Genomic DNA, 24,123 nt, shown 5'->3' with positions numbered 1-24,123 from the left:
ATTCGACGCGCTCTCTCATGTCAAAGAGAGCGCGCGCCGGCTTCTGACCGGAGCAGCCGGCACCGGGAAGACGATACGTGATCCAGTCAGCGTTATTGTTCGTTTTGGGGTTCCTTTGCGCGGGGTTCATCGCGGTCGCGGTCGCCCCGGCGATCTGGCGTCGCGCCGTGGCGCTGACCAGGAAGCGCGTCGAAGCGTCGATGCCCCTGACCCTGGGCGAGATCCAGGCGAGCAAGGATGCGTTGCGCGCCGAATATGCGATGACGGTGCGCAGGCTCGAGATCAGCGTCAAGGACCTCAAGGAGAAGTCGGCGCGCCAGCTCGCCGAGTTCAATTCCACGCATGTCGAGATGAAGCAGCTCACCAGGGAGCGCGACGAGCTGGCGGCCGAGCTCGCGGAACTTCGCGCCAGGGACGAAGGGCTGGTCTCGCAGCTTTCCGGCGCCGGCGAGGAAGCCGAAGGTCTGAGGAAGCAGGTCTCGGACGCCAGGACGCAGGTGGACGAGCGCACCGGCGAGTTGGAGAAGCTCGAGCAATTGTACGACGAGGCAAGCCTCGCCTCGTCGAGCCATCAGATCGAGCTTGCGGCCCGCGACGCGGAAATCGACAAGCTCACCACCAATCTCGCCGCGATGCGCAACCAGCGCAAGGACGCGGATCGCCAGGTCCAGGAGCTGACCGCCGACAACAAGGCTGCGCTGGACGCGGTGAAGAGCGAGCGCAAGCGAGCCGCGGAGCTTGAAAGAAAGCTGGACGGCATGATCTCGCAAATCGCCGATCTGGAGGAAAGGCTCGAGCGCCGGGAAAACGAGCTTTCGCGGTTGCGCGAGTCGGCTGGCGGGGATGATGGCGAGCTCGACGCGCAGAAGGATGACGATGCCGCCGGACGGCGCAAGGGCAAGGCCTCGACGAAGGAGGAGAAGGAGCGCGAACGCCTGCGCGACCGGCTGACCAAGCTGACGCGTGAAAACAAGCGGCTTCGCGAAAGGGTCGTGCGAAAGGGAGGCGGCGCTGCCAAGGACGCAGGCAGAAGTGCTCCCGACGATGCCCTGCTGCGCGAGCAGATCCACCAGCTTGCAGCCGAGGTGGTCAAGATGACGGCTGCCCTGGAGGGACCTGATTCACCGGTTCTGAAGGCGTTGCAGGCGCCCGGCGGCGGCGAGGAACAGTCCGCGGCCGCGAGACCGCAGAGCCTGGCGGACCGGGTGAGGGCGCTTCAGGCCGCGAGCGAGCCCAAGAAGTAAACCCTCAGCCTCCGCCCCGCCATAGCCGGTGAAGCGCGATCGCAGAGGCGGTCGCCACGTTCAAGCTGTCGAAATCATTCGCCATCTCTATCCGCGCGGTCCGCATCCTCGCCATCAGTTCCGGTGGCAGGCCTTCACCTTCGGTGCCGAGAAACAGGGCGGTGCGGCCATCGGGCCTGATTTGCGCGATATCCTCCCTTCCCGCGGGCGACAGTGCTATCCGGCTGAAGCCGGCCCGTCCGAGCGCGTCGAAAAGCATCTCCTCTTCGAGGGCGACGGCATAGGGAACCTTGAGCGTCGCGCCGACCGAGACGCGGATCGCCTTGCGATAGAGCGGGTCGCAGCTCGTCGGGTCGAGCAGCACCGCATCGGCGCCGAAGGCGGCGGCATTGCGGAAGATCGCGCCGACATTGTCATGGTTCGATATGCCGACAAGCACCAGGACGAGCGCATCCGCCGGCATCGAATCGAGCATCGCCGCGATATTTTCGGGTCCTCGCTTCCTGCCGAGGGCAAGAATGCCGCGATGGATGTGAAAGCCGACGATGCGGTCCATCACCGCCTGCGTCGCGACATAGACGGGCATGTCAGCCGGTGCGTGGCGCAGCGTTTCCTGCATGCCGGCCAACCGGTTCTCCAGGATGAGGACCGATTCCGGTGCGAAGCGGCGCGCCGAGAACAGGACGTTGAGCACCACCTTGCCTTCGGCGATGAAGCGGTTTTCACGGCCTACGAGATCGCGCTCGCGTATCTCCCGGTAGGCGGCGATGCGCGGATCGTCGGCGTCGTGGATTGCTATCGGATCGGATGTCAAGCTTTGCGGGCTCCATTCAACGGTTCGCCACTGAATAGGAGCCCTTGCGGTGATCGCGCAAGTCGAAGGAGGAATGCCGGCCGCGGATGAGCGCCGGCAAACTGTTGCCTGGCAGGCAGGCTATTCGGCGGCCTCGGATGTCGGGGCCTCGGCTCCGAAGATGCCGTCCAGAGTGTTCATGACGTGACGTACCTCGCTGGACCGGCAGGAATAATAGATCATCTGTCGGTCGCGTCTCGTCTCCACCAAATCCAGTCCGCGCAATTTGGCGAGATGCTGTGAAAGCGCCGATTGGCTCAGCTCGACCCGATCGGCGATCTCTCCGACCGACAATTCGCCATCGAGCAAGTGGCACATTATGGCGAAACGTTTTCCGTTGCCGATGGCGGCCAAAAACTCGGCTGCCTTGTCAGCGTTATGGACAAGCTCCTTCGATATCATTTTATCCCCGTTAGCCGCATTCTCCTTGCGACGTCATTGGGGGCGATGACGTCGAACCGGATTTGCCAGTTAGAAAATCAAATCAATCCCGCCCGGCACCGACCTAAACTAGCGCAATCGAACCAAATCACAAGGTTTAATCGAGTGACATATCAAGATATGTAACTGTTTTAGCTTGCCAAATTGGCCCGTCCCTGCTTCGCCATATCGACCAGGACGTGCCGCAGCTCGCGCGCTTGCGTGAGCGGCTCGGGGAAAAAGATGCGTCGGGTTTCGTCGCCGCAGGCGATATCCATTCCATCCGCGTCCAGGCCCGTGAGCACCCATTTCCCCGTTTCGGCCCCCGCATAGGAGCGCGCGTAGACGCCGATCGCGTCCAAATGGTCCGAATTCATGTGATCGAGGGCACCCTGCTCCGCGTCGGCCAGTTCCTCGCTCGCCGGGCCGGAGGTCAGCAGATCGGCAGCGCCCAGCGCGTAGGCCTTGCCGAACCCGCCATTCAGGCTGGCGCCGGTCGGCTGGAGGCGGAAGAAGGAGAAGTCGGCAAATCCCGAATAGAGCTTCGCCTTGGGGTGGCGGTTGAGGAAACGGCGCTCGATGCGCGCGTGGCGGGCATCGTCGCGGGCGATCTTCTCCGCACGGCAGGCAATGCTGATGCGCGGATGCGCCAGCGGGTCGCCCTTGCCCGGTTCGCCGAGAAGCAGCGAGCAGCGCGGATCGGCGACGAGGCCGCCCGTATGTCCGGAGAGCGCGGAGACGAGAATCAGCGGCGCGCCGTCGAGGTCGGTGGCGACCGCGACGCGGCTTGCCATCGGCGCGCCGCCTGCGGGATCGAGCACCGCGAGCGCGCCATAGCGCGCGGAGCGCGACAAGGTCTTGGCAAGGCGGATGGCCTCGTCGTCCGTTTCGCGCAGAACGTCCTTGGCCTTTTCACTCACCATGCCACCTCGATAACCTGACTGATCTACTCCTATTATCTGCCGACTATCCCGGCATTGGCAAGCGCCTCGGCCTCGTTGTCCTCGATTCCGAAGGCGGCGAGCGCGGCGACGGGATCGTTGCCGGCTTCGCCCGAGATTTCACCCGGCGTGCGCGAGAAACGCGGTGCCGGAGCGGGGCGCGTCAGCGCGCCTACGCGGGAATGCGTCTTGCGCGCGATGTTGTGCGGGTGGTTCGGCGCTTCCTTCAAGGAAAGGACGGGAGCGACGCAGGCATCGGTCTTTTCGAAGAGGGTCGCCCATTCGTCGCGGGTCTTCCGCCGGACCCGCGCGGCGATGGCCTCGCGCATGGCAGGCCATTGACCGGCATCGTATTGCGCCTTGGCGAAGCGTTCCTCCAGCGGCAGCAGCGCCGCGAATTCCGCGAAGAACTGCGGCTCCAGGCAGGCGACCGCGACGTGGCGGCCATCCGCCGTCTCATAGGTATCGTAGAAGGGCGCGCCCGAATCGAGCAGGTTCACGCCGCGCCGGTCCTGCCAGAAGCCGGTGGCGAGGAAGCCGAAGAATGGAGCGGCGAGCATCGAGGCGCCGTCCACCATGGCGGCGTCCACCACCTGGCCTTTTCCCGAACGGCTTCGCTCGAGGAGGGCGGCAAGCACGCCTATGACGAGGAACATGGTCCCGCCGCCATAGTCGGCGGCGAGATTCAGCGGCGGCACCGGCTTGCCGTCCTTCGGGCCGATCGCGTGGAGCACGCCCGACAGCGCCAGATAGGTCAGGTCATGGCCGGCGCGGTCGGCGAGCGGCCCGTCTTGGCCGAAGCCGGTCATCCTGCCGTAGACGAGGCCGGGGTTGCGCGTCAGCGCGACGTCCGGCCCGAGCCCGAGCCGTTCCATGACGCCGGGGCGAAAACCCTCCATGAGGGCGTCCGCCTTCTCGACCATGCGCAGCAGCAGCTCCACGCCCTCAGGCCGTTTCAAATCGAGCCTGAGGATTTCGCGGCCGTGCCGGTCGAGGTCGAATTCCGGCGGCACATGCAGGAAGCTGCGCTCCGCCTTCAGGCGTTCGATGCGCACGACGCGCGCGCCGAGTTCGGAAAGCATCAGGCCCGCAAGGGGAACGGGGCCGAGCCCCGCCATCTCGATGACGAGCATCCCGCTCAACGGGCCGGTTTTCCTTCCTGTCGTGCTCTCCTCCATGCGCGCGTCCGATCAGCGCGGCGCCATGCGGATCGCGCCGTCGAGCCGGATCACCTCGCCGTTGAGCATCTGGTTCTCGACGATGTGGCAGGCGAGCGCGGCATATTCCGACGGCTGTCCGAGGCGCGAGGGGAACGGCACCTGCTGGCCGAGCGATTCCTGGGCTTCCTTCGGCAGTCCGGCCATCATCGGCGTCAGGAAGATGCCCGGCGCGATGGTCATGACGCGGATGCCCGAACGGGCGAGGTCGCGCGCGACCGGAAGCGTCATGCCGACGACGCCACCCTTCGACGAGGAATAGGCGGCCTGGCCGATCTGTCCGTCATAGGCGGCGACCGAGGCGGTGTTGATGACGACGCCGCGCTCGCCGCTTTCGAGCGGCTCGAGCTTCTGGGTACGATCGGTCACGAGGCGGATCATGTTGAACGTGCCGATCAGGTTGACCTCGATGACCTTGCGGTACTGGTCGAGCGGATGCGGGCCGTCCTTGCTGAGCGTCTTGAGCGCGATCGCGATGCCCGCGCAATTCACCAGAATGCGGGCCGCGCCGAGCTTGTCGGCGACTTCCGCGACGGCGGCCTCGGCACCCTCGGCGCTGGAGACGTCGCATTTGACCGCGATGCCGCCGATGTCCGCCGCCACCGCCTGGGCGCGGTCGAGGCCGACGTCGAGAATCGCCACCTTCGCGCCCCTGGCCGCCAGCGCCCGGGCCGTCGCCTCGCCGAGACCCGAACCGCCGCCGGTGACGATCGCGACCTGACCTGATGGATTCATGGAATGCTTCCTCCGCTAAGATAGTTATGAAACAAAACAATCTGGTTTCATCTTAGCGGTGCGTCGGGCGCCGGCGCAAGAGAGCTTGCCGGCATCTTGCGCAAGGTAGACCTAACGCCGCACCACCGCCTTCAGCACGTCGCGCACGCCGATCGCGCCGACGAAGCGCGACTGCTCGTCGAAGAGGGCGACGGGCGCCGTCTGCGACTGGTGCATGGCGTGCATCACCGATTTCAATGACGTGCCGGCATTCGCCCAATAGACCTGGTGCGTCCCCTCGGGCAGCCGCTCGATCGGATCGCAGGAGACCCACACGGCCGGTTTGTCGTTGCGCTCGGCGGCGACGACGAGGTCGTTGCCGTCGAGCTGGAAGCGCGTGGTCCTGCGCCTGTCGAGCCACACCCAGCCGTCGCCGGCCGGTTCCAGGTCGCGCTTGTCGCGCATGACGTTCCATGCGGTGAGCACGGAAAGCGGGTTCACGTTGGAGATGAAGTCGCGGACATAGTCGTTGGCCGGCTCCAGCACGATCTCCTCCGGCGTGCCGGTCTGGACGATACGCCCGCCTTCCATGATCGTGATCTTGTTGCCGAGCTTCAGCGCTTCTTCCAGATCATGGCTGACGAAGATGATGGTCTTGTGCAGCCGCTCCTGCAGCGCCAGCAGTTCGTCCTGCAGCTTGGTGCGGATCAGGGGATCGAGGGCGGAGAACGGCTCGTCCATAAGCAGGATTGGTGCCTCGGTGGCGAAGGCGCGGGCGAGGCCGACGCGCTGCTGCATGCCGCCCGAAAGCTCGTGCGCGTATTTGCCGGCCCATTGCGAAAGGCCGACGAGCTCGAGCTGCTCGCGCACGCGTTCCCTGCGCTCGGCCGCGGGCACGCCGGCAAGCTCCAGCCCGAAGCCGACATTCTCCTCCACCGTGCGCCAGGGCAGCAGCGCGAATTGCTGGAAGACCATGGCGACGCATTCGCGGCGGATCTTGCGCAGGTCGGCGGCATTCGCCGAGACCACGTCCGCCGACCAATCGCCGTCATGGACGATGACCGAGCCTCGCGTCACCTCGTTCAATCGGTTGACGGCGCGCAGCAGGGTGGACTTGCCGGAGCCCGACAGGCCCATCAGCACGGAGATCTCGCCCTGCTCGACGGTCAGACTCGCCTGGCAGCAGCCGAGCACCGCGCCGGTTTTTTCCAGGATTTCGGCGCGAGACGCGCCGGCGTCGATCATCGTCAGCGCTTCGCTCCTGTCCTTCTCCCTGGAGAAGACGATGTCGACATCTTTGAACTCAACTGCAGCGCTCATTTGACGCCTCCCTGGCCGATGCGCGCCATGCGGTCGAGAATGATGGCGAGGACGACGATCGCCAGCCCGGCCTCGAGGCCGAGCGGGATGTTGACGGAGTTGAGTGCCCGCACGACCGGCTTGCCGAGGCCGTTGGCGCCGATCAGCGCCGCGATGACGACCATCGACAGCGAAAGCATGATGCATTGCGTCAGCCCGGCCATGATGGTCGGCAGGGCGGAGGGCAGCTCGACCTTCCAGAGAAGCTGCCGCTTCGTCGCGCCGAAGGCCTCTCCCGCCTCCAGCATCGGTTTCGGCACGGAGGTGATGCCGAGCCAGGTGAGGCGGATCGGCGCCGGCATGGCGAAGATGATCGTGACGATCAGGCCGGGCGCCACGCCGAGGCCAAAGAGGATGAGAACCGGAATGAGATAGACGAAGGTCGGCAGCGTCTGCATCAGGTCGAGGATCGGCTGGAGGAAGCGGTAGACGCGCTCATTGTGCGCCGCCCAGATGCCGATCGGCACGCCGAGCGCCATCGAAACCGTCGCTGCGGCGACGACCAGCACCAGCGTCTCCACGGTTTCCTTCCAGAGCCCCTGATTGATTATGAAGAGAAGGCCGACGGCCACGCCGAGCGCCAGTTTCCACGAGCGCTGCAGGACATAGGCGAGCGCTGCGATCAGGGCGACGACGGCGATCGCGGGCAGGGAGAGCAGCAGGCCGGTAAGCCCGTCCAGAACGGCCGAAAGGCCCCTCGCGAGCGAATCGAAGAACCAGGCGAAATTGGTCGTCAGGAAATCGAAGAACTGTCGGCCCCAACGGCCGATCGGGATTTTCCATCCGGCGATCCATTGGGAGATCGGGTCCATCGCTCTCTTGCTCTCTTGCTTCGGGTGAGAAAAAGCGGTCGCCCGGCCGGCGACCGCAATCGAACGTCAGGGCGCGGGCCCTGACGGTATCCTAGAGGCCGAGCGCGGATTTGACGGCCGCGCCGGCGTCTCCGCCGTCGAAGGTCGTCACGCCCTGAAGCCATGGTTCGAAGGCTTCCGGGTTCTTCGTCAGCCAGGCCTTCGCGGCTTCCCTCGGCTCCGTGCCGTCGTCGAGGATCGCGCCCATGATCTCGTTCTCCATGTCGAGCGAGAAGATCATGCTGGTGAACAGCTTGCCGGCGTTCGGGCATTCCTGGGCATAGCCCTTGCGCGTGTTGGTGAGCACCGTCGCGCCGCCGTAATTGGGGCCGAACACGTCGTCGCCGCCTTCCAGATAGGCCATTTCGATATTGGCGTTCATCGGATGCGGCTCCCAGCCGAGGAACACCACCTGCTGCTCGGATTGCACCGCACGGGCGATCTGGGAGAGCATGCCCGCTTCGGAGCTTTCGACCAGCTCGAAGTCGCCGAGGCCGAACTGATCCTTCTCGATCATGTCGAGGATCAGCCGGTTGCCGTCATTGCCGGGCTCGATGCCGTAGATCTTGGCGCCGAGCTGGTCCTTGAACTGGGCGATGTCCTCGAAGCTCTTGAGGCCGGCGTCGTAGGTGTATTGCGGAACCGCGAGCGTGTATTTCGCGCCTTCGAGATTGGTGACCAGCGTTTCCACCGAGCCGTCCTCGCGATAGGGCGCGATGTCGGCCTCCATGGTCGGCATCCAGTTGCCGAGGAAGACGTCGATATCGTTGTTCTTCAGCGAGGCGTAGGTGACCGGCACGGAGAGAACCTGCACCTCCGGCTGGTAGCCGAGCGCCTCGACGATGACGGAAGCCGTCGCCGTGGTTGCGGTGATGTCGGTCCAGCCGACGTCGGAGAAGCGAATGGTCTTGCAGCTATCCGGCTCGGCGGCCGTTGCGCCGGCTGCGGACAACGCCGTCGCAACGCCCATGGTTACGAGAAAAAGCTTGGTACGCGACATGAAAAGTCTCCCATCTGCAATCGGTTTTTCTGCCTGTTGCACGCGCTTCAGGCTTGTTGTTCCCGCTTGAGCCAAACACCATTTTCGTGCCGTTTCAAGCGACATGACTTTGCGCAGGGCGGCGCAAGCCGATCTATGTGCGACATGGCAACGCTGATTTTCGGTGGACGGAGAGGGCCAGCCTCTCGCCCGGGCTCGGCGGGTGCGCTTAATAAGCGGATGGCCAAGCTGTATTTCCATTACGCGACGATGAACGCCGGCAAGACAACCATGCTTCTTCAGGCGTCTTATAACTACCGCGAGCGCGGCATGACAACCATGCTTTTCGTCGCCGGCCATTACAGGCGCGACGATCAGACCGGCTACATCTCCTCCCGCATCGGCCTGGAGGCGGAAGCCGAGATCTTTCGCGACGGCGACGATCTGTTCGAGCGCATCAGCGAGCACAACGAGCATGCCACGGTGCATTGCGTGTTCGTCGACGAGGCGCAGTTCCTCGAGGAAGAACAGGTCTGGCAATTGGCCCGCGTGGCCGATCGGCTGCACATCCCGGTCATGTGCTACGGCTTGCGCACCGACTTCCAGGGCAAGCTCTTCCCGGGCTCTCGCGCGCTGCTGACACTGGCCGACGAACTGCGCGAAGTCCGCACAATCTGCCGTTGCGGACGCAAGGCGACGATGGTCGTCCGCCTCGGACCGGACGGCAAGGTCGCGCGCCAGGGCGAGCAGGTCGCGATCGGCAAGGATGTCTACGTCTCGCTATGTCGGCGCCATTGGGAGGAGGAGATGGGCCGCGTTCCGCCGGAAGATTTGGTCGGCTTCAAGGGCAACTAAGCGGTGCTTCATGTTGTGGATGCGCCGAAAGACACGTATCTGAAGGAAACGGCGGTATATGGTGACCGCTCAGCGGTCCCGTCGATTGAGGGTGAACGAAACCATGCTTGATCCGATCGTCAATTTCTTTACCCGCATCTTCCAGGCGATCGGACGGGGCATCGGCCTCGTGATCGCATGGATCTGCTGGCCATTCCTGGCCGCCGGCAGATGGTACGCGCGGCGTGGCTGGCTGATAAAGGGGCCGATCGGGATCATCCTTCTCGTTCTCGTCGGCCTCTACGGATATTTCTTCCTCGAAACGCAGCGCTGGACCGGCTTCGACACGAACTATGTCGCGGCCTACAACTTCACCGGCATGCGGGCGGCCGGCGGCGAAGGCGGCGAGGCGGGCGCAGGCGAAGGCGGCACCCGCACCTGCGGGCGCTCGGCGATCACGGAGGTCACGGCCGACCTCATCGACTTCAACGTCGACGAGAACGCCTGGATTTCCTCGATGATCCTCTACAAGCTCGGCCTGTTCGGCGTCCCGTGGGACAACACGCCGTTCTTCGACAACAAGGCCTCGTTCCAGCGCGGCGTGAATCAGGCGATTCGCCGCACGACGGTCGAATTGGTCGACACGCTCGGCCGCGTCCGCGGCACGAGCCAGGTGGATTCGGGCCTGCAGGACGCGCGCGGCGCAATGCAGATCGACGAATATACCTGGTATTTCGGGCTCAACCCCTTCGGCTTCAAAACGCCGACGCCGGCATTCTACAGGGCGGCGGCGCGCGATCTGCGCGCCTTCAACGACCGGCTCGAAACCTGCACGGCCGTGTTCGACGCCCGCGCCGACAACCTCATCCAGTTCATCGACCGCATCGCCAACGACATCGGTTCGACCTCGGCGATCCTTCGCGAGCGCTCGGAAAACTACAATGGCGGCTGGTTCGATTTCCGTGCCGATGACCGCTACTGGTTCGCCTATGGGCAGCTCTACGGCTATTACGGCATCCTGACGGCGGCGCGCACCGACTTTGCCGACGTGATCGCCCAGCGCGGCCTGGCCACGCTGTGGCAGGCGACCGAGGACCAGATAACCAGCGCCCTGCGATTGCAGCCGGCGATCATCTCCAACGGCCGCGAGGACGGGTGGATCATGCCCAGCCATCTCGCCACGATGGGGTTCTACGTCCTGCGCGTCCGCTCCAACCTGGTCGAGCTGCGGCTGGTGCTGGATCGGTGAACTCGTCGCAATCGGTGCATTCGGCGGCTGTTTTGGAATGGCGCGGCTTCCACCGGCCGCGCTTTTATGCGACCCGAGGAACGCATGACGCCAGGCAAACTTGAAGAGGGGGAGCTCCGCATGGTCAAATCCGACATCGAGATCGCGCGCGCGGCCGACAAGAAGCCGATCCAGGAGATCGGCGCGAAGATCGGCATTCCGGCCGAACACCTGCTTCCCTACGGCCACGACAAGGCGAAGGTCTCGGCCGAATTCATCAGACAGGCGCGAAAGAACGGCGACGGCAAGCTGATCCTCGTCACGGCGATCAACCCGACGCCGGCGGGCGAGGGCAAGACGACGACCACGGTGGGCCTCGGCGACGGCCTCAACCGCATCGGCAAGAAGGCCGTTATCTGCATCCGCGAAGCCTCGCTCGGTCCGAATTTCGGCATCAAGGGCGGGGCGGCCGGCGGCGGCTACGCGCAGATCGTGCCGATGGAGGACATGAACCTCCATTTCACCGGCGATTTCCACGCAATCACCACCGCCCACAACCTGCTTTCGGCGTTGATCGACAATCACATCTACTGGGGCAACGAGCAGGGCATCGACACGCGCCGCGTCACCTGGCGGCGCGTGATGGACATGAACGACCGGGCGCTGCGACAGATCGTCTGTTCGCTGGGCGGCGCGACCAACGGTTTTCCGCGCGAGGCGGGCTTCGACATCACGGTCGCCTCGGAGGTGATGGCGATCCTGTGTCTCGCCACCGACCTGAAGGATCTGGAGAAACGGCTCGGCGACATCATCGTCGCCTATCGCCGCGACAAGAGCCCGGTCTTTGCACGCGACATCAAGGCCGACGGCGCGATGACGGTGCTGCTCAAGGACGCGATGCAGCCGAACCTCGTGCAGACGCTGGAGAACAATCCAGCCTTCGTGCACGGTGGCCCCTTCGCCAATATCGCGCATGGCTGCAACTCGGTCGTCGCCACCTCCACGGCCCTCAAGCTCGCCGACTACGTCGTCACCGAAGCGGGCTTCGGGGCCGACCTCGGCGCGGAGAAGTTCTTCGACATCAAATGCCGCAAGGCCGGCCTCAAGCCGGCGGCCGCGGTCATCGTGGCCACCGTGCGGGCGCTGAAGATGAATGGCGGCATCAAGAAGGACGACCTCGGCACCGAGAATGTCGAGGCGGTGAGGAAGGGCTGCGCCAATCTCGGCCGCCATATCGAGAACGTCCGCCAGTTCGGCGTGCCGGCGATCGTCGCGATCAACCATTTCCACTCCGACACGGAAGCCGAAATCCAGGCGGTGAAGGAGTATGTCGTGTCGATGGGCGAGGAGGCGGTCCTGTGCAAGCATTGGGCGCAAGGCTCGGCCGGCATCGAGGAGCTAGCGCGCAAGGTCGCCGCGCTCGCGGATTCGGACGCCGCGCAATTCGCCCCGCTCTATCCGGACGAGATGCCGCTCTTCGACAAGATCAATACGGTGGTCAAGCGCGTCTATCGCGGGCTCGAGGCGATCGCCGACAAGAGCGTGCGCGACCAGCTTCACCAGTGGGAGCAGCAAGGCTATGGCAGGCTGCCGGTCTGCATGGCCAAGACGCAGTATTCCTTCTCGACCGACCCGAACCTGCGCGGCGCGCCGACCGACCATGTCGTGCCGGTGCGCGAGGTGCGGCTTTCGGCCGGTGCGGGTTTCGTCGTTGCGATCTGCGGGGAGATCATGACGATGCCCGGCCTGCCGAAATCGCCATCCTCGGAACGGATTTTCCTCAACGAGCAAGGCCAGATCGAAGGGCTGTTCTGACGAGGCTCAAAGCCCGCGGCCACGCAGACGAGTCCAATCCGCGATCCGGTGCAGCCTCTGCCGTTCGAGGAAGTGACCAGCTTCCTCGCGCGTGATGATTCCGGCATCTTCGAGCCCGGTGGCGCGAGGTTCGATGTCGGCCAGCGCGCGGCGGTTATCGGCCTTTGCCCGAGCGCATCGCCACATCGCTTTCAGACGCGCGAGCACGGTCTTCGAAGGGCCGACATACGGCGTGCGATGCGGCTCGTCGGTCATTCGAGGCTCTCCAAGACTGGACGTAGCCTGTGCGCTGGTTTGACATTCGACAAACGAATAGTGAGAATGCCTGACATCACACTCGTTGATGGCGGGATCCATGTCCCTATCGCTCGACAGCGATCTCCTGCGCACCTTCCTCGCGGTGGTCGAGACGGGAAACGTCACCCGCGCGGCGGAACGCGTGGGACGCACGCAGTCGGCGGTGAGCATGCAGGTCCGGCGGCTGGAGGACAGCATCGGCGCGCCGCTCTTCGAGCGAGGTCCCCGCGGCGTGGCGCTGACGCCGCGCGGCGACCAGCTTCTTCCCTATGCCCGGCGTGTCGTCGGGTTGCTCGAAGAGACCAGCGCGGCCATGCGCACCGGTCCGCTTGACGGTCCGGTGCGGATTGGCATTCCGGAGGAATATGGCCAGACGATCCTGCCTCGTGCCCTGGCCGCTTTCGCCGAGCGTCATCCCGCCGTCGAGGTTACGGTGCGCTCCGACACCTCCGCGCGGCATCTCGCATTGCTGGAGAGCGATCAGATCGATCTCGCCGTCATCTATAGCCCGGACCGTCAGACCGGAGAGGAGGTGCTGTGCGTCGACCCGACCGTGTGGGCGACCTCCATCGCCCATCGGCTCGAGGAACGGGACCCGCTTCCGATCGCGGTCTTCACCGACTGCACGTGGTGCTCGACGCTGGCCGTCAACTCGCTGAAGCAATACGGTATCCGTCATCGTGTCGCCTATACCAGCGACACGCTGGCGGGGCTCGTCAGCGTCGCCTCCGCCGGCCTCGCCGTCGCTTCCCTTTCGCGCAGCACGATCCCGTCTGACTGCCGGGAGCTGACGCAGGCCGACGGCTTTCCCCAGATCGATTCGTCACGGGTGTTGCTGCGGCGCAATCCGCGCCGTTCCAGCGCGGCGATCGATGGAATGGTGGAGATGATCCGTGAGGCCTTTCGGCCTGCCGCGCCGGCGGGTTAGCCTCGCTTCCCGGCCGGTGCGTTCCTGATCAGTTCCCTCGCGGTGTAGAGCGCGGTCCGCCGCCAGGCCTCGTCATTGTCGCCCCGGAAGGTGATCAGCCGGTCGAAGACCATTTTGCCGGTCGTGACGTCGTAGACCTCGACGCGTGACCAGAGTACCAGCGTGCTCATCTTGTTGACCGCGCCGACGGCGAGGAAACGGGCTCCGGCTTGCCTGGCGAGCTCGAGCAACTGCTTCAGCCTCATGTTCTCGCCGGTGCAGCGCGGTTGCAGGCAGTCGATCTCCACCAGCTCGAACTTGTCGCTTACGGCGAGCTCGTCATGCAGGATCTCGTCGAAATGCGCGAGGCGGGCCGCGTGTTCGGCAGTCTGGTCGCGCTCTTCGCCGGAGGTATCGGCCAGGAAATAATCTGCGAGCGCGAGCGAGATGCGGTTTTCGTCGGCTCGGATGGGCGAGGACAGGAAGCAGGCAAGCGCACAGGCGAGCAGAAGGCTTCGGCAAGCGCCGGAAGATTCGCGGGACTCCGTAGGTTGGGTGGCACGCTCCATAACGGCCTCGCTTCTCGATGCGTGCGAACGACAGGCCTGGAAATCATAGGAGCGACCGGCGAGGTATGCAATTGCCGCCGGCATTTGCCGCCATCGGCTTTTTCATCCTTTATCGCTCCTCGATCGCCGATAGACTGGCAACCGCACGCATCGCATCCTAGTTGATCTGGTGGTGCGGACACGACCATAAGGAGTTTCGGATGGCCACGAGCAGGAAGAACGAACGGCGTCTGCTGAACGATGGCGAGATCGAGCTTGTCGCGAAGTCGCGGCAACCTGAGCTGAAGCAGCTTTCCGACAAGGATATTTCGCAGCTCGTCAAGCAATTGCGCGAGCGCCGCGACCGCGCCCGCGACATCGCCGACAAGCAGCGTCGCGCCGTGCGCGGCAAATCCCGCCAGCAGGTCCAGTTCGACCAGGCGGACGCTGGAAACCGTCAGAAGATGGGCGTTCTGGCCGAAGCGCTCGCGCGTGTGAACAAGGAACGCTCCCGTCGCGCGGCCGATGCGTCTTAATCCGTGGGGGATTGACGTTCTCCGCCGCGACTCGAGCCGGGAGAAGCCGGCTGCGCGCAATCGGTTGAGGAGGCGATGGACAAATCCGTAACCAATCTGGTCCGCGGCATGACGGACACGCGGCTTGCGACACTGCCGGTGCTCTTGGTCGCGCTGTTCGCGTCGGGCGTCTACATCTTCCTCGCCATCGCAGACGAGGTCAGCGAGAACGAGATCGCCGGCGTCGACAACTACCTCTTGCTGCTCTTCCGCAACCCGGCCGATCCGTCCGATCCGATCGGGCCGTCATGGATGGCCGAGACCGTGGCCGAAATCACGGCGCTCGGTGGCTATCCGGTCATCGTCGTGCTGGTCGCAGCCGTGGTCGGCTTCCTGCTGGTGTCGCGGAAATACGGGCCGGCGCTGTTCGTGCTCCTGTCGATAAGCTCGGGCGCGGCCGTCAGCCACCTCCTCAAGCTTTTCTACGAAAGGCCGCGCCCCGACGTGGTCGATCATCTCGTGACGATTCACACGGCGAGCTTTCCGAGCGGGCACGCCACGCTCAGCACGCTCGTCTATCTCACCCTCGCCGCGCTTCTCATGCGGCTCGTCACAGAGTTCCGCGTGCGGGTCTATGTGATGGCGGTGGCGATCCTGCTGTCGCTGGCGGCGGGCATCAGCCGAATCTATCTCGGCGTGCACTGGCCGAGCGACGTCGCCGCGGGATGGGCGCTCGGCGCGGCCTGGGCGAGTCTTTCCTGGCTCGCCATCTCGGCGTTGCGCAGATACAGGCGGACAACTGCAACTGGCACAATTGACGAGGATGACAAGCAGTACTCTACTGACTGACGGTGGGATTTATCCAATGCGAGGAGAGGATAATGAACGACGCGGCAGTAGAGGGGGCTTCCGGCCAGCCCGCGGCCGAGCCGAGCCTGCACCGGGTGATGGGGCCATGGCTCCTGCTCCTGTTCATAGTCGGCGACATATTGGGCACCGGCATCTACGCGCTCACCGGCCAGGTGGCGAAGGAGGTCGGCGGCGTGGTCTGGCTGCCGTTTCTCGTGGCGTTCGTCGTCGCGCTGATCACGGCCTTCAGCTATCTCGAACTGGTGACGAAATATCCCAAGGCGGCGGGAGCGGCGCTCTACACGCATAAGGCCTTCGGCATCCACTTCATCACCTTCATCGTCGCCTTCGCGGTTATGAGCTCGGGCATAACGTCGGCCTCGACCGCCTCACGCGCCTTCTCGGCGAACATGTCGGAAGCCTTCAGCCTCGGCTTCGGTCCGACCGGCATCACCATGATCGGCCTTGCCTTCATGGCGCTGGTCGCGATCGTCAATTTCCGCGGCGTCGGCGAGAGCGTGAAGGTCAACGTGGTGCTCACGCTGGTCGAGCTCACCGGCCTGCTGATCATCATCTTCATCGGGCTCTGGGCGATCGGCGCAGGGCAGGGCGACGTCTCGCGCGTCACCCAGTTCTCCGCATCGGCCGATCGCGGGGCGTTCTGGTCGGTCATCGCCGCCACGACTCTCGCCTTCTTCGCGATGGTCGGCTTCGAGGATTCGGTCAACATGGCCGAGGAAAGCAAGAATCCGAGCCGCATCTTTCCGAAAGTGCTGCTGGCGGGACTTCTGATCACCGGCGTCATCTACGTGCTCGTCTCGATCTCGGCGATAACGCTGGTTCCGGCCGAGGAACTCGGCGAAGGCGAGACGCCGCTTCTGAAGGTGGTGCAGGCGGGCGCGCCGGGCTTCCCGGTCGAGATATTCGGCTTCATCACCATGTTCGCGGTTGCCAACAGCGCGCTCATCAACATGCTGATGGCGAGCCGGCTGGTCTACGGCATGGGTCGCGAGCATGTCCTGCCCGCCATCTTCGGCAAGGTCCACGCCGGCCGTCGCTCGCCCTATGTCGCGATCATCTTCACCAGCCTGCTGGCCTTCGCTCTGATCACCTTCGTCGGCGAGGTGCCGGCGCTCGGTGGCACGACCGCCCTGCTGCTTCTGTGCGTCTTCACGGTCGTGAACGTCGCCGTGCTCGTTCTCCGGCGAGACCCGGTCGAGCACGAGCATTTCCGCACGCCGACTTTCATGCCGGTGCTGGGTGCCGTGTCGTGCGCGTTCTTTGCCGGCCCGTGGACCGGGCGCGATCCGGTACAGTATTCGATTGCCGGCGTGCTGCTCGCCATCGGCGTCGTGCTCTGGATCGTCACGGTGATCTACAATCGTGCGACCGGCGAGCGCCCTGCGGACGACATGAGCGAGTTGAGCGGTCCGGGGCCCGTGAACTGAGGCGGGAAGAGGTGTCTCGACGGGAGTTTGCCGCAGGCGCAAATCAGGCGCCCGCGGCAAGAATTTCGCTTGCCGAGCGGGGTGCCCCGCGATAATGCTTTCGCCATGAACATGCGCTCGATCAAGAACCTTTGGTGGTGGGCCCGCTGACAGCGGCCGATTGAGCGCGTGCGCGTGAAAATGGTGGTGGCCGCAACGGAAAATCCGGGCGGCCATTTTGTTTTTCAAGCCGATCCGGGAACCAGAGCTTAGCTGAGTGGAGAGCCGGGAATGACAGTCGAATTGCTTGAGAATGGCGCGGAGCGCTACGTCACCGCGGGAGGCGTGGCGATCACGCGCCAGCGTTTCGATACGCCCTATGAAGGCGCGATCGAGAGCTATATCGATCGGCTGAACTCACGTCGCGGCTGTGTCTTCTCCTCGAATTACGAGTATCCCGGCCGCTATACGCGCTGGGATACCGCGATGATCGACCCGCCGCTGGTGGTCAGCTCCAAGGGGCGCGCGGTCAGGGTGGAGGCACTGAATGCACGTGGCGAAGTGCTGCTTCCGGTCATCCGCAAGGCGCTCGAGCGGCTGGAAGAGGTTGCCGTCAAGGAGGCTTCTCCCAGGCTGCTCGCGCTGCAGGTGGCCGAGCCCGGTCGCGTCTTCAGCGAGGAGGAACGCTCGCGCGTGCCTACCGTCTTCACGGTGCTGCGTGCGCTGACGGCCCTCTTCAAGTCTCCGGAGGATTCCAATCTCGGCCTCTACGGCGCGTTCGGCTACGACCTCGCCTTCCAGTTCGACCGCGTCGAGGAGAAGCTGGAGCGGCCCGGGAGCCAGCGCGACCTCGTGCTCTTCCTGCCCGACGAAATCCTCGTCGTCGACCACCATCAGGCCAAGGCATGGCACGACCGCTACGACTATGCGGGCGAGGGTTTTTCCACCGAGGGCCTGCCACGCGAGGGTCATGACGAGCCGTTCCGTACGTCGGACCGGATCCCGCCGCGCGCCGACCACGAGCCCGGCGAATATGCGCGGCTGGTCGAGAAGGCCAAGGAGAGTTTCCGCCGCGGCGATCTCTTCGAGGTCGTGCCCGGGCAGATGTTCTTCGAGCGCTGCGAATCCAAGCCGTCCGACATCACGCGCCGCCTGAAGAAGATCAACCCCTCGCCCTATTCCTTCTTCATCAATCTCGGCGAGGGCGAATATCTCATCGGTGCCTCGCCGGAAATGTTCGTGCGCGTCAACGGCCGCCGGGTGGAGACCTGTCCGATCTCGGGCACGATCAAGCGCGGCGACGACGCGATCTCGGATTCGGAGCAGATTCTCAAGCTGCTCAACTCGAAGAAGGACGAATCCGAGCTGACCATGTGCTCGGACGTCGACCGCAACGACAAGAGCCGCATTTGCGAGCCGGGCTCGGTACGCGTCATCGGGCGTCGCCAGATCGAGATGTATTCGCGCCTCATCCACACCGTCGACCACATCGAGGGGCGGCTGCGCGAGGGCATGGACGCCTTCGACGCCTTCCTCTCGCATGCCTGGGCGGTGACCGTCACCGGCGCGCCGAAATTGTGGGCCATGCGATTCATCGAAAATCATGAAAAAAGCCCGCGCGCCTGGTATGGTGGGGCAATCGGGATGGTGCATTTCAACGGCGACATGAACACGGGCCTGACCCTGCGCACCATCCGCATCAAGGACGGTATCGCCGAGGTGCGTGCGGGCGCTACACTCCTCTATGATTCCGATCCGGCGGAAGAAGAGGCGGAGACCGAATTGAAGGCTTCAGCGATGCTCTCGGCGATCAGGGAAGCTTCGGCGGGCAATGCGGCCGAAACCGAGCGCGAAAGCGCGCTGGTGGGGCAGGGCGTGTCGATCCTGCTGGTCGACCACGAGGACAGCTTCGTCCACACGCTGGCGAACTATTTCCGCCAAACCGGTGCGACGGTCACCACCGTGCGCTCGCCGGTGGCGGAGGAAGTCTTCGACAAGGTCGATCCGGATCTCGTCGTTCTTTCGCCCGGCCCCGGCATGCCGAAGGATTTCGACTGCAAGGCGACGATCGACAAGGCGCGCAGGCGCGACCTGCCGATCTTCGGCGTCTGTCTCGGCCTGCAGGCCTTGGCGGAGGCTTATGGCGGCGAGCTGCGCCAGCTCCATGTTCCCATGCACGGCAAGCCGTCGCGCATCAGGGTGAACAAGCAGGGCGTCATCTTCTCCGGGCTTCCGAAGGAGGTGACGGTCGGCCGCTATCACTCGATCTTCGCCGATCCCGTGCGTCTCCCGGAAGATTTCGTCGTGACGGCGGAGACCGAGGACGGCGTGATCATGGCCTTCGAGCACCGCAGGGAGCCGGTGGCAGCCGTCCAGTTCCACCCCGAATCGATCATGACGCTCGGCCAGAACGCCGGCATGCGCATGATCGAGAACGTGGTGGCTCACCTGCCGCGCAAGGCCAAGGTCAAGGCGGCCTAGCGAGATCGATGCCAGGTCCTTCGAATTATCCAAGTCCGGCTCGCCGGCCATCTTCCCTTGAAAAGGGGATGGCCGGTGCAGGCGGGGAGGGCGCGGCATGACCTCCAAGCAGAGAATCCAGCGCCTCGCGCTTTGGTCGATCTTCATCGGCATCGGCGTCATGGCGCTGAAATACTTCGCCTATCACGTCACCGGCTCGGTCGCGCTCTATTCGGACGCGCTGGAATCGGTGGTCAACGTGATCGCCGCCCTCGCGGCGTGGTGGGCGATAAGGGTGAGCCACAAGCCCGCCGACCAGAACCATCCATACGGCCATCACAAGGCGGAATATTTCTCCGCCGTCATCGAGGGCGTGCTCATCGTGCTCGCCGCGCTGATGATCCTGCGCGAGGTCTGGCTCGCCTTCCAGGCACCGGTCCGTCTCGACGAGCCGTGGCTCGGCCTTGCCATCAACGGCCTGGCGGCGGTGATCAACGCCGGCTGGGCGACGATCCTCATTCGAACCGGCCGGCGGGAGAGGTCGCCGGCGCTGCTCGCCGACGGCAAGCACATCATGACCGACGTGGTGACGTCGGCCGGCGTTCTCGTCGGACTGATCGGCGCCGTCGTCACCGGCTGGACGTGGCTCGACCCGCTTCTGGCGGTGATCGTCGCGCTCAACATCCTCTGGCAGGGCTGGCAGGTGATCGGCTCGTCGGTGCAGGGTCTCATGGACGTCGCCGTCGACCCCGACGAGCACATTCGCATCCGCGACGTCATCTCGGCCAATTCCAAGGGCGCGATCGAGGTTCATGATCTCAGGACGCGGATCGCCGGTCGCGCCACCTTCATCGAGTTCCACCTCGTCGTCGATTCCAAGATGAGCGTCGGCGACGCGCATGTGATCTGTGATCGGATCGAGGATGCCTTGCGGGAGGAGATTCCCTCCGTGCGCGTCATCATCCATGTGGAGCCGGACGACGAGGCAAAACTTCCGAAGGGCACCGCCGCGGTTCCCTTCGCTTAGAGCCGGCCATTGGCTGGTCGCAGGAGAGGAGTTCATTCGATGTATGGATTGATCGGAAAAATGCGCGCGGTCGCCGGCGAGCGCGACCGGCTTGTCGAAATTCTCCTTGGAAGCACGGGCGAGATGCCCGGCTGCCTCAGCTACGTGATAGCCGTCGACCCGGCCGATGCCGACGCGATCTGGATCACCGAGGCCTGGGACAGCGCTGAAAGCCACAAGGCGTCGCTGTCGCTGCCGCGGGTGCAGGAGGCGATCGCCAAGGCGCGGCCGCTGATCGCCGGCTTCGACAGCCATGTCGAGACCGCGCCGGTGGGCGGGGTCGGCCTCGGCGGCTAGCCAGGGCGCTTTTTCCGTCCTGACGGGCTTCGCAATTCACGCGCGACGGTTTATCACCGCTGCATGGATGCATCCTCAGGACAATCGGCCAGCGAACGCTTGGCGTTCATGCGCCCGTCGCTGCAATGGACGATCTTGCTTGTCCTTTCCCTCGCGCTGACCGCCATTTTCGAATTGTTCGCCCTGCCGGCGGCACTGCTGATCGGCCCGATGGTCGCGGCGATCGTGGCCGGCGTGAATGGCGCCACCATCCGCGTTCCCAGGCTGCCGTTCATTGCCGCGCAGTCGATCGTCGGCTGCCTGATCGCCCCCTCGCTCTCGCCCGACATCTTCCCGTCCTTCGCGGCCAACTGGCCGGTCTTCGTCGCCGCCGTCATCGCCACGATCGCGGCGAGCAGCTTTCTCGGCTGGGCGATCAGCCGCTGGGGCATATTGCCGGGTACCACCGGCGTGTGGGGTTCAGCGCCGGGGGCGGCGACCGCGATGGTGTTGATGGCGGGCGCCTTCGGCGCCGACCAGCGCCTCGTCGCCTTCATGCAGTATCTGCGCGTCATCATCGTCACGCTCGGCGCGGCCATGATCGCGCGGCTCTGGGTGGTTCCCGACGCGCCCGTGCCGAGGACCGTCTGGTTTCCCGAGATCGAATGGATCGCCTTCGGCACCACCATCGCCGTGGCGGTCGCCGGAGGCGCGCTGGCGCGGCTGGCGAGAATGCCGTCGCCCTTCTTCATCGGCTCTTTCATCCTCGGCTCGCTGCTCCATCTCGGCGCGGGGGCGGAGTTCCAGCTTCCGGAATGGCTGCTTGCCGCCAGCTATCTCGTGATCGGGTGGACGATCGGCCTGAACTTCAAGCGGCAGACGATGGTTCACGCGGCCCGCGCCCTGCCGCAGATCCTGCTTTCCATCCTGGCGCTGATGGCGTTCTGCGGGGCGATCGCGTGGTTTCTCAGCCACGAGATGGGCATCGATCCGCTCACCGCCTATCTCGCGACCAGCCCCGGGGGCATGGATTCGGTCGCCATCATCGCGGCCGCCTCGGCCAATGTCGACATATCCTTCATCATGACGCTGCAGGCCCTGCGGTTTCTCTTCGTCCTGCTCTTCGGGCCTTCGATCGCACGCGTGGTGGCCCGCTGGGTGAAGAGCTGAAATGCTTGGCGCTTGCCTCCGCGCGGATGTTCGGCTATCAAGCCGCTCATGACAAAGCGCAGCGCCCATTCCGTTTCCCGTGCGTCCGCATTCGCGGGCGAGACCGCGCGCGCCCTTCTCTCCACGCTTCTCCTTCTCGGCCTTAGCGGCGATCGCCGGGTACGCTGAAGGAGCGCCCGGCGGTCGATGTGCCGCCGCCGGCACCAACGCTCCTTGTCCACAACAGCAGAAATTCATGGAAGCGCGCTTGGCGCCGTGGCATTGAACGTCCGGCCAGCGCTGGAGAGAGACGATGAACGAACGAACGACGATGGATGCGGGCAAGCCGGCAGTGGCCAAGGGCATGCCCGACGCCGCGGAGAAGTACCAGTACTACCCGCAGGTCGATATTCCCGACCGCACCTGGCCGTCGAAGCGCATCGAGAAAGCCCCGGTCTGGTGCTCCGTCGATCTGCGCGACGGCAATCAGGCGCTGATCGACCCGATGGGCCACGAGCGCAAGGCGCGCATGTTTCAGCTCCTGCTCGACATGGGCTTCAAGGAAATCGAAATCGGCTTTCCTTCAGCCTCGCAAACCGATTTCGACTTCGCTCGCTGGGCGATCGAGGAAGGAAATGTTCCCGACGCCGTCGACCTGCAGGTGCTGGTGCAGTGCCGCCCCGAGCTGATCTCGCGGACGTTCGAGGCGCTGGACGGCGCGAAGAGCCCCATCGTCCATTTCTACAACTCCACCAGCGAGTTGCAGCGCCGCGTGGTGTTCGAGAAGGACGTGGCGGGCATCAAGCAGATCGCCACCGACGCGGCCAAGATGATCATGGACATGGCTGCCGCGGCGGGCGGCGGCTATCGCTTCCAGTATTCGCCGGAAAGCTTCACCGGGACCGAACTGGAGGTGGCGCTGGAGATCTGCAACGCGGTTGCGGAGATCGTGAAGCCGACGGCGGAAAACAAGCTCATCGTCAACCTGCCGTCCACCGTCGAAATGGCGACGCCGAACACCTATGCCGACCGCATCGAGTGGATGTGCCGCCAACTCGACAATCGGGAAAACCTGATCATCTCGCTGCATCCCCACAATGATCGCGGAACCGGCATCGCTTCAACCGAGCTCGGCCTGATGGCGGGTGCCGACCGCGTCGAGGGCACGCTCTTCGGCAACGGCGAGCGCACCGGCAATGTCGACATCGTCACCCTGGCGCTCAACATGTACACGCAGGGCGTCGATCCGATGCTGGACTGTTCCGACATCAACCGAATGAAGGACGTCTACGAATATTCGAACCAGTTGCGGATTCCCGAGCGGCACCCCTATGTCGGCGAGCTGGTCTACACGGCTTTCTCCGGGTCCCATCAGGACGCGATCAACAAGGGCATGAAGGCCATCCGCAAGGCGAATTCGCCGGTTTGGGAAGTTCCCTACCTGCCGATCGACCCTCAGGACGTGGGCCGCAGCTACGAGGCGATCATCCGCATCAACTCGCAGTCCGGCAAGGGCGGCATCGCCTATGTGCTGCAGGCGGATTACGGGCTCAACCTGCCGCGCAGCCTGCAGATCGAATTCAGTCAGGACATCCAGCATATAACGGATGTCGAGGGCAAGGAGCAGCCGTCGAGGAAGATCCACGACCGTTTCCTCGAGGTCTATGTCGACCAGCCGGAGGCGCGGCTCAAATTCGTCGACCATCAGACCTTCCCGGATACCTCGTCCAAAGGTCGGCGCGTGGTGGAGGCCGTCATCGTCGACGGGGGCAAGGACGTGACCATCACCGGCACGGGGACCGGGCCGATAGACGGGTTCGTCGATGCCCTGTCGAAGCACATCGGCATCGAGCTTTCAGTGCTCGATTATTCCGAGCATTCGCTGCAGCGCGGGTCGAATGCGTCCGCGGTCAGCTATGTCGAAATGGAGTATCCCGGCGGCCGGCTGTTCGGCGTCGGAATCAATACCAATATCGTTGCCGCCTCGCTTGAGGCGGTTGTATCCGCTGCCAACAGAATACTTATGCGATAGTTAACGCCAGAAATATCAACAGCTTTTCGCCGGTCCAGACGCGTTTTGGACCGGCGGTTTCTATTTGATTGCCCATATTTTGTTTGTGCCCCATGCGCACTCGCGTATGATCTTTTGATAACGAGAAATGGAGGGGTCGAAC

Annotated in this window: 23 protein-coding genes; 13 read left to right on the top strand and 10 right to left on the bottom strand. The window is 64.4% G+C overall.

The genetic code is table 11. From position 1 onward, the window contains the following. The first annotated feature begins 77 nt into the window (after positions 1–77). Positions 78–1,244 (top strand): hypothetical protein, encoded by a 1,167-nt coding sequence (locus XW59_RS13035; protein WP_047145786.1) that lies wholly within the window; start codon positions 78–80, stop codon positions 1,242–1,244. A gap of 4 nt (positions 1,245–1,248) precedes the next feature. On the opposite strand, the gene XW59_RS13030 is transcribed toward XW59_RS13035, so the two are convergent. The 8 genes from XW59_RS13030 to XW59_RS12995 all read right to left on the bottom strand — a co-directional run bounded on the left by XW59_RS13030 (position 1,249) and on the right by XW59_RS12995 (position 8,599). After that, positions 1,249–2,058 (bottom strand): RNA methyltransferase, encoded by an 810-nt coding sequence (locus XW59_RS13030; protein WP_047145785.1) that lies wholly within the window; start codon positions 2,056–2,058, stop codon positions 1,249–1,251. Between the two features lie 120 nt (positions 2,059–2,178). After that, entirely contained in the window at positions 2,179–2,499 is a 321-nt protein-coding gene (locus tag XW59_RS13025; RefSeq protein ID WP_047145784.1) for a metalloregulator ArsR/SmtB family transcription factor, read from the bottom strand. A 170-nt stretch (positions 2,500–2,669) separates the two neighbouring features. Beyond that, entirely contained in the window at positions 2,670–3,440 is a 771-nt protein-coding gene (locus tag XW59_RS13020; protein WP_047145783.1) for a HugZ family protein, read from the bottom strand. 32 nt (positions 3,441–3,472) lie between these two features. Further along, entirely contained in the window at positions 3,473–4,591 is a 1,119-nt protein-coding gene (locus tag XW59_RS13015; protein ID WP_281406228.1) for a CaiB/BaiF CoA-transferase family protein, read from the bottom strand. Between the two features lie 57 nt (positions 4,592–4,648). Then, entirely contained in the window at positions 4,649–5,410 is a 762-nt protein-coding gene (locus tag XW59_RS13010; protein ID WP_047145781.1) for a 3-hydroxyacyl-CoA dehydrogenase, read from the bottom strand. 111 nt (positions 5,411–5,521) lie between these two features. Next, positions 5,522–6,709 carry a choline ABC transporter ATP-binding protein gene (choV, locus tag XW59_RS13005; RefSeq protein WP_047145780.1) on the bottom strand — a complete coding sequence of 396 codons (1,188 nt, stop codon included), beginning with the start codon at positions 6,707–6,709 and terminating at the stop codon, positions 5,522–5,524. Further along, the gene (gene choW, locus XW59_RS13000) at positions 6,706–7,560 is read right to left on the bottom strand and encodes a choline ABC transporter permease subunit (protein WP_047145779.1); all 855 of its coding nucleotides are present in this window, start codon (positions 7,558–7,560) and stop codon (positions 6,706–6,708) included. The genes choV and choW overlap by 4 nt, the downstream gene beginning before the upstream one ends. A 91-nt stretch (positions 7,561–7,651) precedes the next feature. Next, positions 7,652–8,599, bottom strand: a complete 948-nt coding sequence (locus XW59_RS12995; RefSeq protein ID WP_047145778.1) for a choline ABC transporter substrate-binding protein — start codon at positions 8,597–8,599, stop codon at positions 7,652–7,654. 219 nt (positions 8,600–8,818) lie between these two features. Between XW59_RS12995 and XW59_RS12990 the strand changes: the two genes are divergently transcribed. From XW59_RS12990 to XW59_RS12980, 3 genes are all read left to right on the top strand, one after another. Next, the gene (locus tag XW59_RS12990; protein ID WP_047145777.1) at positions 8,819–9,433 is read left to right on the top strand and encodes a thymidine kinase; all 615 of its coding nucleotides are present in this window, start codon (positions 8,819–8,821) and stop codon (positions 9,431–9,433) included. Between the two features lie 103 nt (positions 9,434–9,536). Next, a complete protein-coding gene (locus XW59_RS12985; protein WP_047146023.1) occupies positions 9,537–10,661 on the top strand; it encodes a DUF2333 family protein in 1,125 nt (374 codons plus the stop codon). A gap of 84 nt (positions 10,662–10,745) precedes the next feature. Continuing rightward, positions 10,746–12,455 (top strand): formate--tetrahydrofolate ligase, encoded by a 1,710-nt coding sequence (locus tag XW59_RS12980; protein WP_136068219.1) that lies wholly within the window; start codon positions 10,746–10,748, stop codon positions 12,453–12,455. 6 nt (positions 12,456–12,461) lie between these two features. Here the strand turns inward: XW59_RS12980 and XW59_RS12975 are convergent, their stop codons facing one another. After that, positions 12,462–12,710: a hypothetical protein gene (locus tag XW59_RS12975; RefSeq protein ID WP_047145776.1), complete on the bottom strand. Its 249-nt coding sequence runs from the start codon at positions 12,708–12,710 to the stop codon at positions 12,462–12,464. Positions 12,711–12,810: 100 nt separating this feature from the next. Here XW59_RS12975 and XW59_RS12970 point away from each other — a divergent pair, with 100 nt between their 5' ends. Beyond that, positions 12,811–13,680, top strand: coding sequence for a LysR substrate-binding domain-containing protein (locus tag XW59_RS12970; RefSeq protein ID WP_047145775.1), 870 nt, complete (start codon positions 12,811–12,813; stop codon positions 13,678–13,680). On the opposite strand, the gene XW59_RS12965 is transcribed toward XW59_RS12970, so the two are convergent. Next, positions 13,677–14,228, bottom strand: a complete 552-nt coding sequence (locus tag XW59_RS12965) for a DUF2380 domain-containing protein (RefSeq protein ID WP_052958153.1) — start codon at positions 14,226–14,228, stop codon at positions 13,677–13,679. The two genes, XW59_RS12970 and XW59_RS12965, sit on opposite strands and share 4 nt — an antisense overlap. Before the next feature lie 200 nt (positions 14,229–14,428). Here XW59_RS12965 and XW59_RS12960 point away from each other — a divergent pair, with 200 nt between their 5' ends. The 8 genes from XW59_RS12960 (at position 14,429) to leuA (ending at position 23,981) form a co-directional block, all read left to right on the top strand. Continuing rightward, complete coding sequence (locus tag XW59_RS12960) at positions 14,429–14,743, top strand: hypothetical protein (protein WP_047146020.1); 315 nt, start codon at positions 14,429–14,431, stop codon at positions 14,741–14,743. A gap of 75 nt (positions 14,744–14,818) precedes the next feature. Beyond that, positions 14,819–15,571, top strand: coding sequence for a phosphatase PAP2 family protein (locus XW59_RS12955; protein ID WP_047145774.1), 753 nt, complete (start codon positions 14,819–14,821; stop codon positions 15,569–15,571). Positions 15,572–15,603: 32 nt separating this feature from the next. Beyond that, a complete protein-coding gene (locus XW59_RS12950) occupies positions 15,604–17,019 on the top strand; it encodes an APC family permease (RefSeq protein ID WP_047145773.1) in 1,416 nt (471 codons plus the stop codon). Between the two features lie 270 nt (positions 17,020–17,289). After that, complete coding sequence (locus tag XW59_RS12945) at positions 17,290–19,479, top strand: anthranilate synthase (protein ID WP_047145772.1); 2,190 nt, start codon at positions 17,290–17,292, stop codon at positions 19,477–19,479. Between the two features lie 97 nt (positions 19,480–19,576). Continuing rightward, the gene (locus XW59_RS12940) at positions 19,577–20,485 is read left to right on the top strand and encodes a cation diffusion facilitator family transporter (RefSeq protein ID WP_047145771.1); all 909 of its coding nucleotides are present in this window, start codon (positions 19,577–19,579) and stop codon (positions 20,483–20,485) included. A gap of 39 nt (positions 20,486–20,524) precedes the next feature. Next, positions 20,525–20,821 carry a putative quinol monooxygenase gene (locus XW59_RS12935; RefSeq protein WP_047145770.1) on the top strand — a complete coding sequence of 99 codons (297 nt, stop codon included), beginning with the start codon at positions 20,525–20,527 and terminating at the stop codon, positions 20,819–20,821. A 63-nt stretch (positions 20,822–20,884) separates the two neighbouring features. Continuing rightward, on the top strand, positions 20,885–21,970 hold the full coding sequence (locus XW59_RS12930) for an AbrB family transcriptional regulator (protein ID WP_047145769.1): 1,086 nt from the start codon (positions 20,885–20,887) through the stop codon (positions 21,968–21,970). 343 nt (positions 21,971–22,313) lie between these two features. Beyond that, positions 22,314–23,981 carry a 2-isopropylmalate synthase gene (gene leuA / locus XW59_RS12925; protein WP_082137601.1) on the top strand — a complete coding sequence of 556 codons (1,668 nt, stop codon included), beginning with the start codon at positions 22,314–22,316 and terminating at the stop codon, positions 23,979–23,981. Positions 23,982–24,123: the final 142 nt, after the last annotated feature.

Origin of the sequence: Aquamicrobium sp. LC103 (assembly GCF_001014615.2) — a bacterium.
In the GTDB taxonomy this organism is placed as follows: domain Bacteria; phylum Pseudomonadota; class Alphaproteobacteria; order Rhizobiales; family Rhizobiaceae; genus LBCQ02.
Note: the sequence above shows the minus strand (reverse complement) of the source record. Positions and strands in the feature narration are given on the sequence as shown.

Excerpts from the sequence above, each read along its gene's own strand:
- XW59_RS13025 (WP_047145784.1), bottom strand. The coding sequence starts at position 2,499 with ATGATATCGAAGGAGCTTGTCCATAACGCTGACAAGGCAGCCGAGTTT.
- XW59_RS13020 (WP_047145783.1), bottom strand. The coding sequence starts at position 3,440 with ATGGTGAGTGAAAAGGCCAAGGACGTTCTGCGCGAAACGGACGACGAG.
- XW59_RS13015 (WP_281406228.1), bottom strand. The coding sequence starts at position 4,591 with ATGCTCGTCATCGAGATGGCGGGGCTCGGCCCCGTTCCCCTTGCGGGC.
- XW59_RS13010 (WP_047145781.1), bottom strand. The coding sequence starts at position 5,410 with ATGAATCCATCAGGTCAGGTCGCGATCGTCACCGGCGGCGGTTCGGGT.
- choV (WP_047145780.1), bottom strand. The coding sequence starts at position 6,709 with ATGAGCGCTGCAGTTGAGTTCAAAGATGTCGACATCGTCTTCTCCAGG.
- choW (WP_047145779.1), bottom strand. The coding sequence starts at position 7,560 with ATGGACCCGATCTCCCAATGGATCGCCGGATGGAAAATCCCGATCGGC.
- XW59_RS12995 (WP_047145778.1), bottom strand. The coding sequence starts at position 8,599 with ATGTCGCGTACCAAGCTTTTTCTCGTAACCATGGGCGTTGCGACGGCG.
- XW59_RS12990 (WP_047145777.1), top strand. The coding sequence starts at position 8,819 with ATGGCCAAGCTGTATTTCCATTACGCGACGATGAACGCCGGCAAGACA.
- XW59_RS12985 (WP_047146023.1), top strand. The coding sequence starts at position 9,537 with ATGCTTGATCCGATCGTCAATTTCTTTACCCGCATCTTCCAGGCGATC.
- XW59_RS12980 (WP_136068219.1), top strand. The coding sequence starts at position 10,746 with ATGACGCCAGGCAAACTTGAAGAGGGGGAGCTCCGCATGGTCAAATCC.
- XW59_RS12975 (WP_047145776.1), bottom strand. The coding sequence starts at position 12,710 with ATGACCGACGAGCCGCATCGCACGCCGTATGTCGGCCCTTCGAAGACC.
- XW59_RS12970 (WP_047145775.1), top strand. The coding sequence starts at position 12,811 with ATGTCCCTATCGCTCGACAGCGATCTCCTGCGCACCTTCCTCGCGGTG.
- XW59_RS12965 (WP_052958153.1), bottom strand. The coding sequence starts at position 14,228 with ATGGAGCGTGCCACCCAACCTACGGAGTCCCGCGAATCTTCCGGCGCT.
- XW59_RS12960 (WP_047146020.1), top strand. The coding sequence starts at position 14,429 with ATGGCCACGAGCAGGAAGAACGAACGGCGTCTGCTGAACGATGGCGAG.
- XW59_RS12955 (WP_047145774.1), top strand. The coding sequence starts at position 14,819 with ATGGACAAATCCGTAACCAATCTGGTCCGCGGCATGACGGACACGCGG.
- XW59_RS12950 (WP_047145773.1), top strand. The coding sequence starts at position 15,604 with ATGAACGACGCGGCAGTAGAGGGGGCTTCCGGCCAGCCCGCGGCCGAG.
- XW59_RS12945 (WP_047145772.1), top strand. The coding sequence starts at position 17,290 with ATGACAGTCGAATTGCTTGAGAATGGCGCGGAGCGCTACGTCACCGCG.
- XW59_RS12940 (WP_047145771.1), top strand. The coding sequence starts at position 19,577 with ATGACCTCCAAGCAGAGAATCCAGCGCCTCGCGCTTTGGTCGATCTTC.
- XW59_RS12935 (WP_047145770.1), top strand. The coding sequence starts at position 20,525 with ATGTATGGATTGATCGGAAAAATGCGCGCGGTCGCCGGCGAGCGCGAC.
- XW59_RS12930 (WP_047145769.1), top strand. The coding sequence starts at position 20,885 with ATGGATGCATCCTCAGGACAATCGGCCAGCGAACGCTTGGCGTTCATG.
- leuA (WP_082137601.1), top strand. The coding sequence starts at position 22,314 with ATGCCCGACGCCGCGGAGAAGTACCAGTACTACCCGCAGGTCGATATT.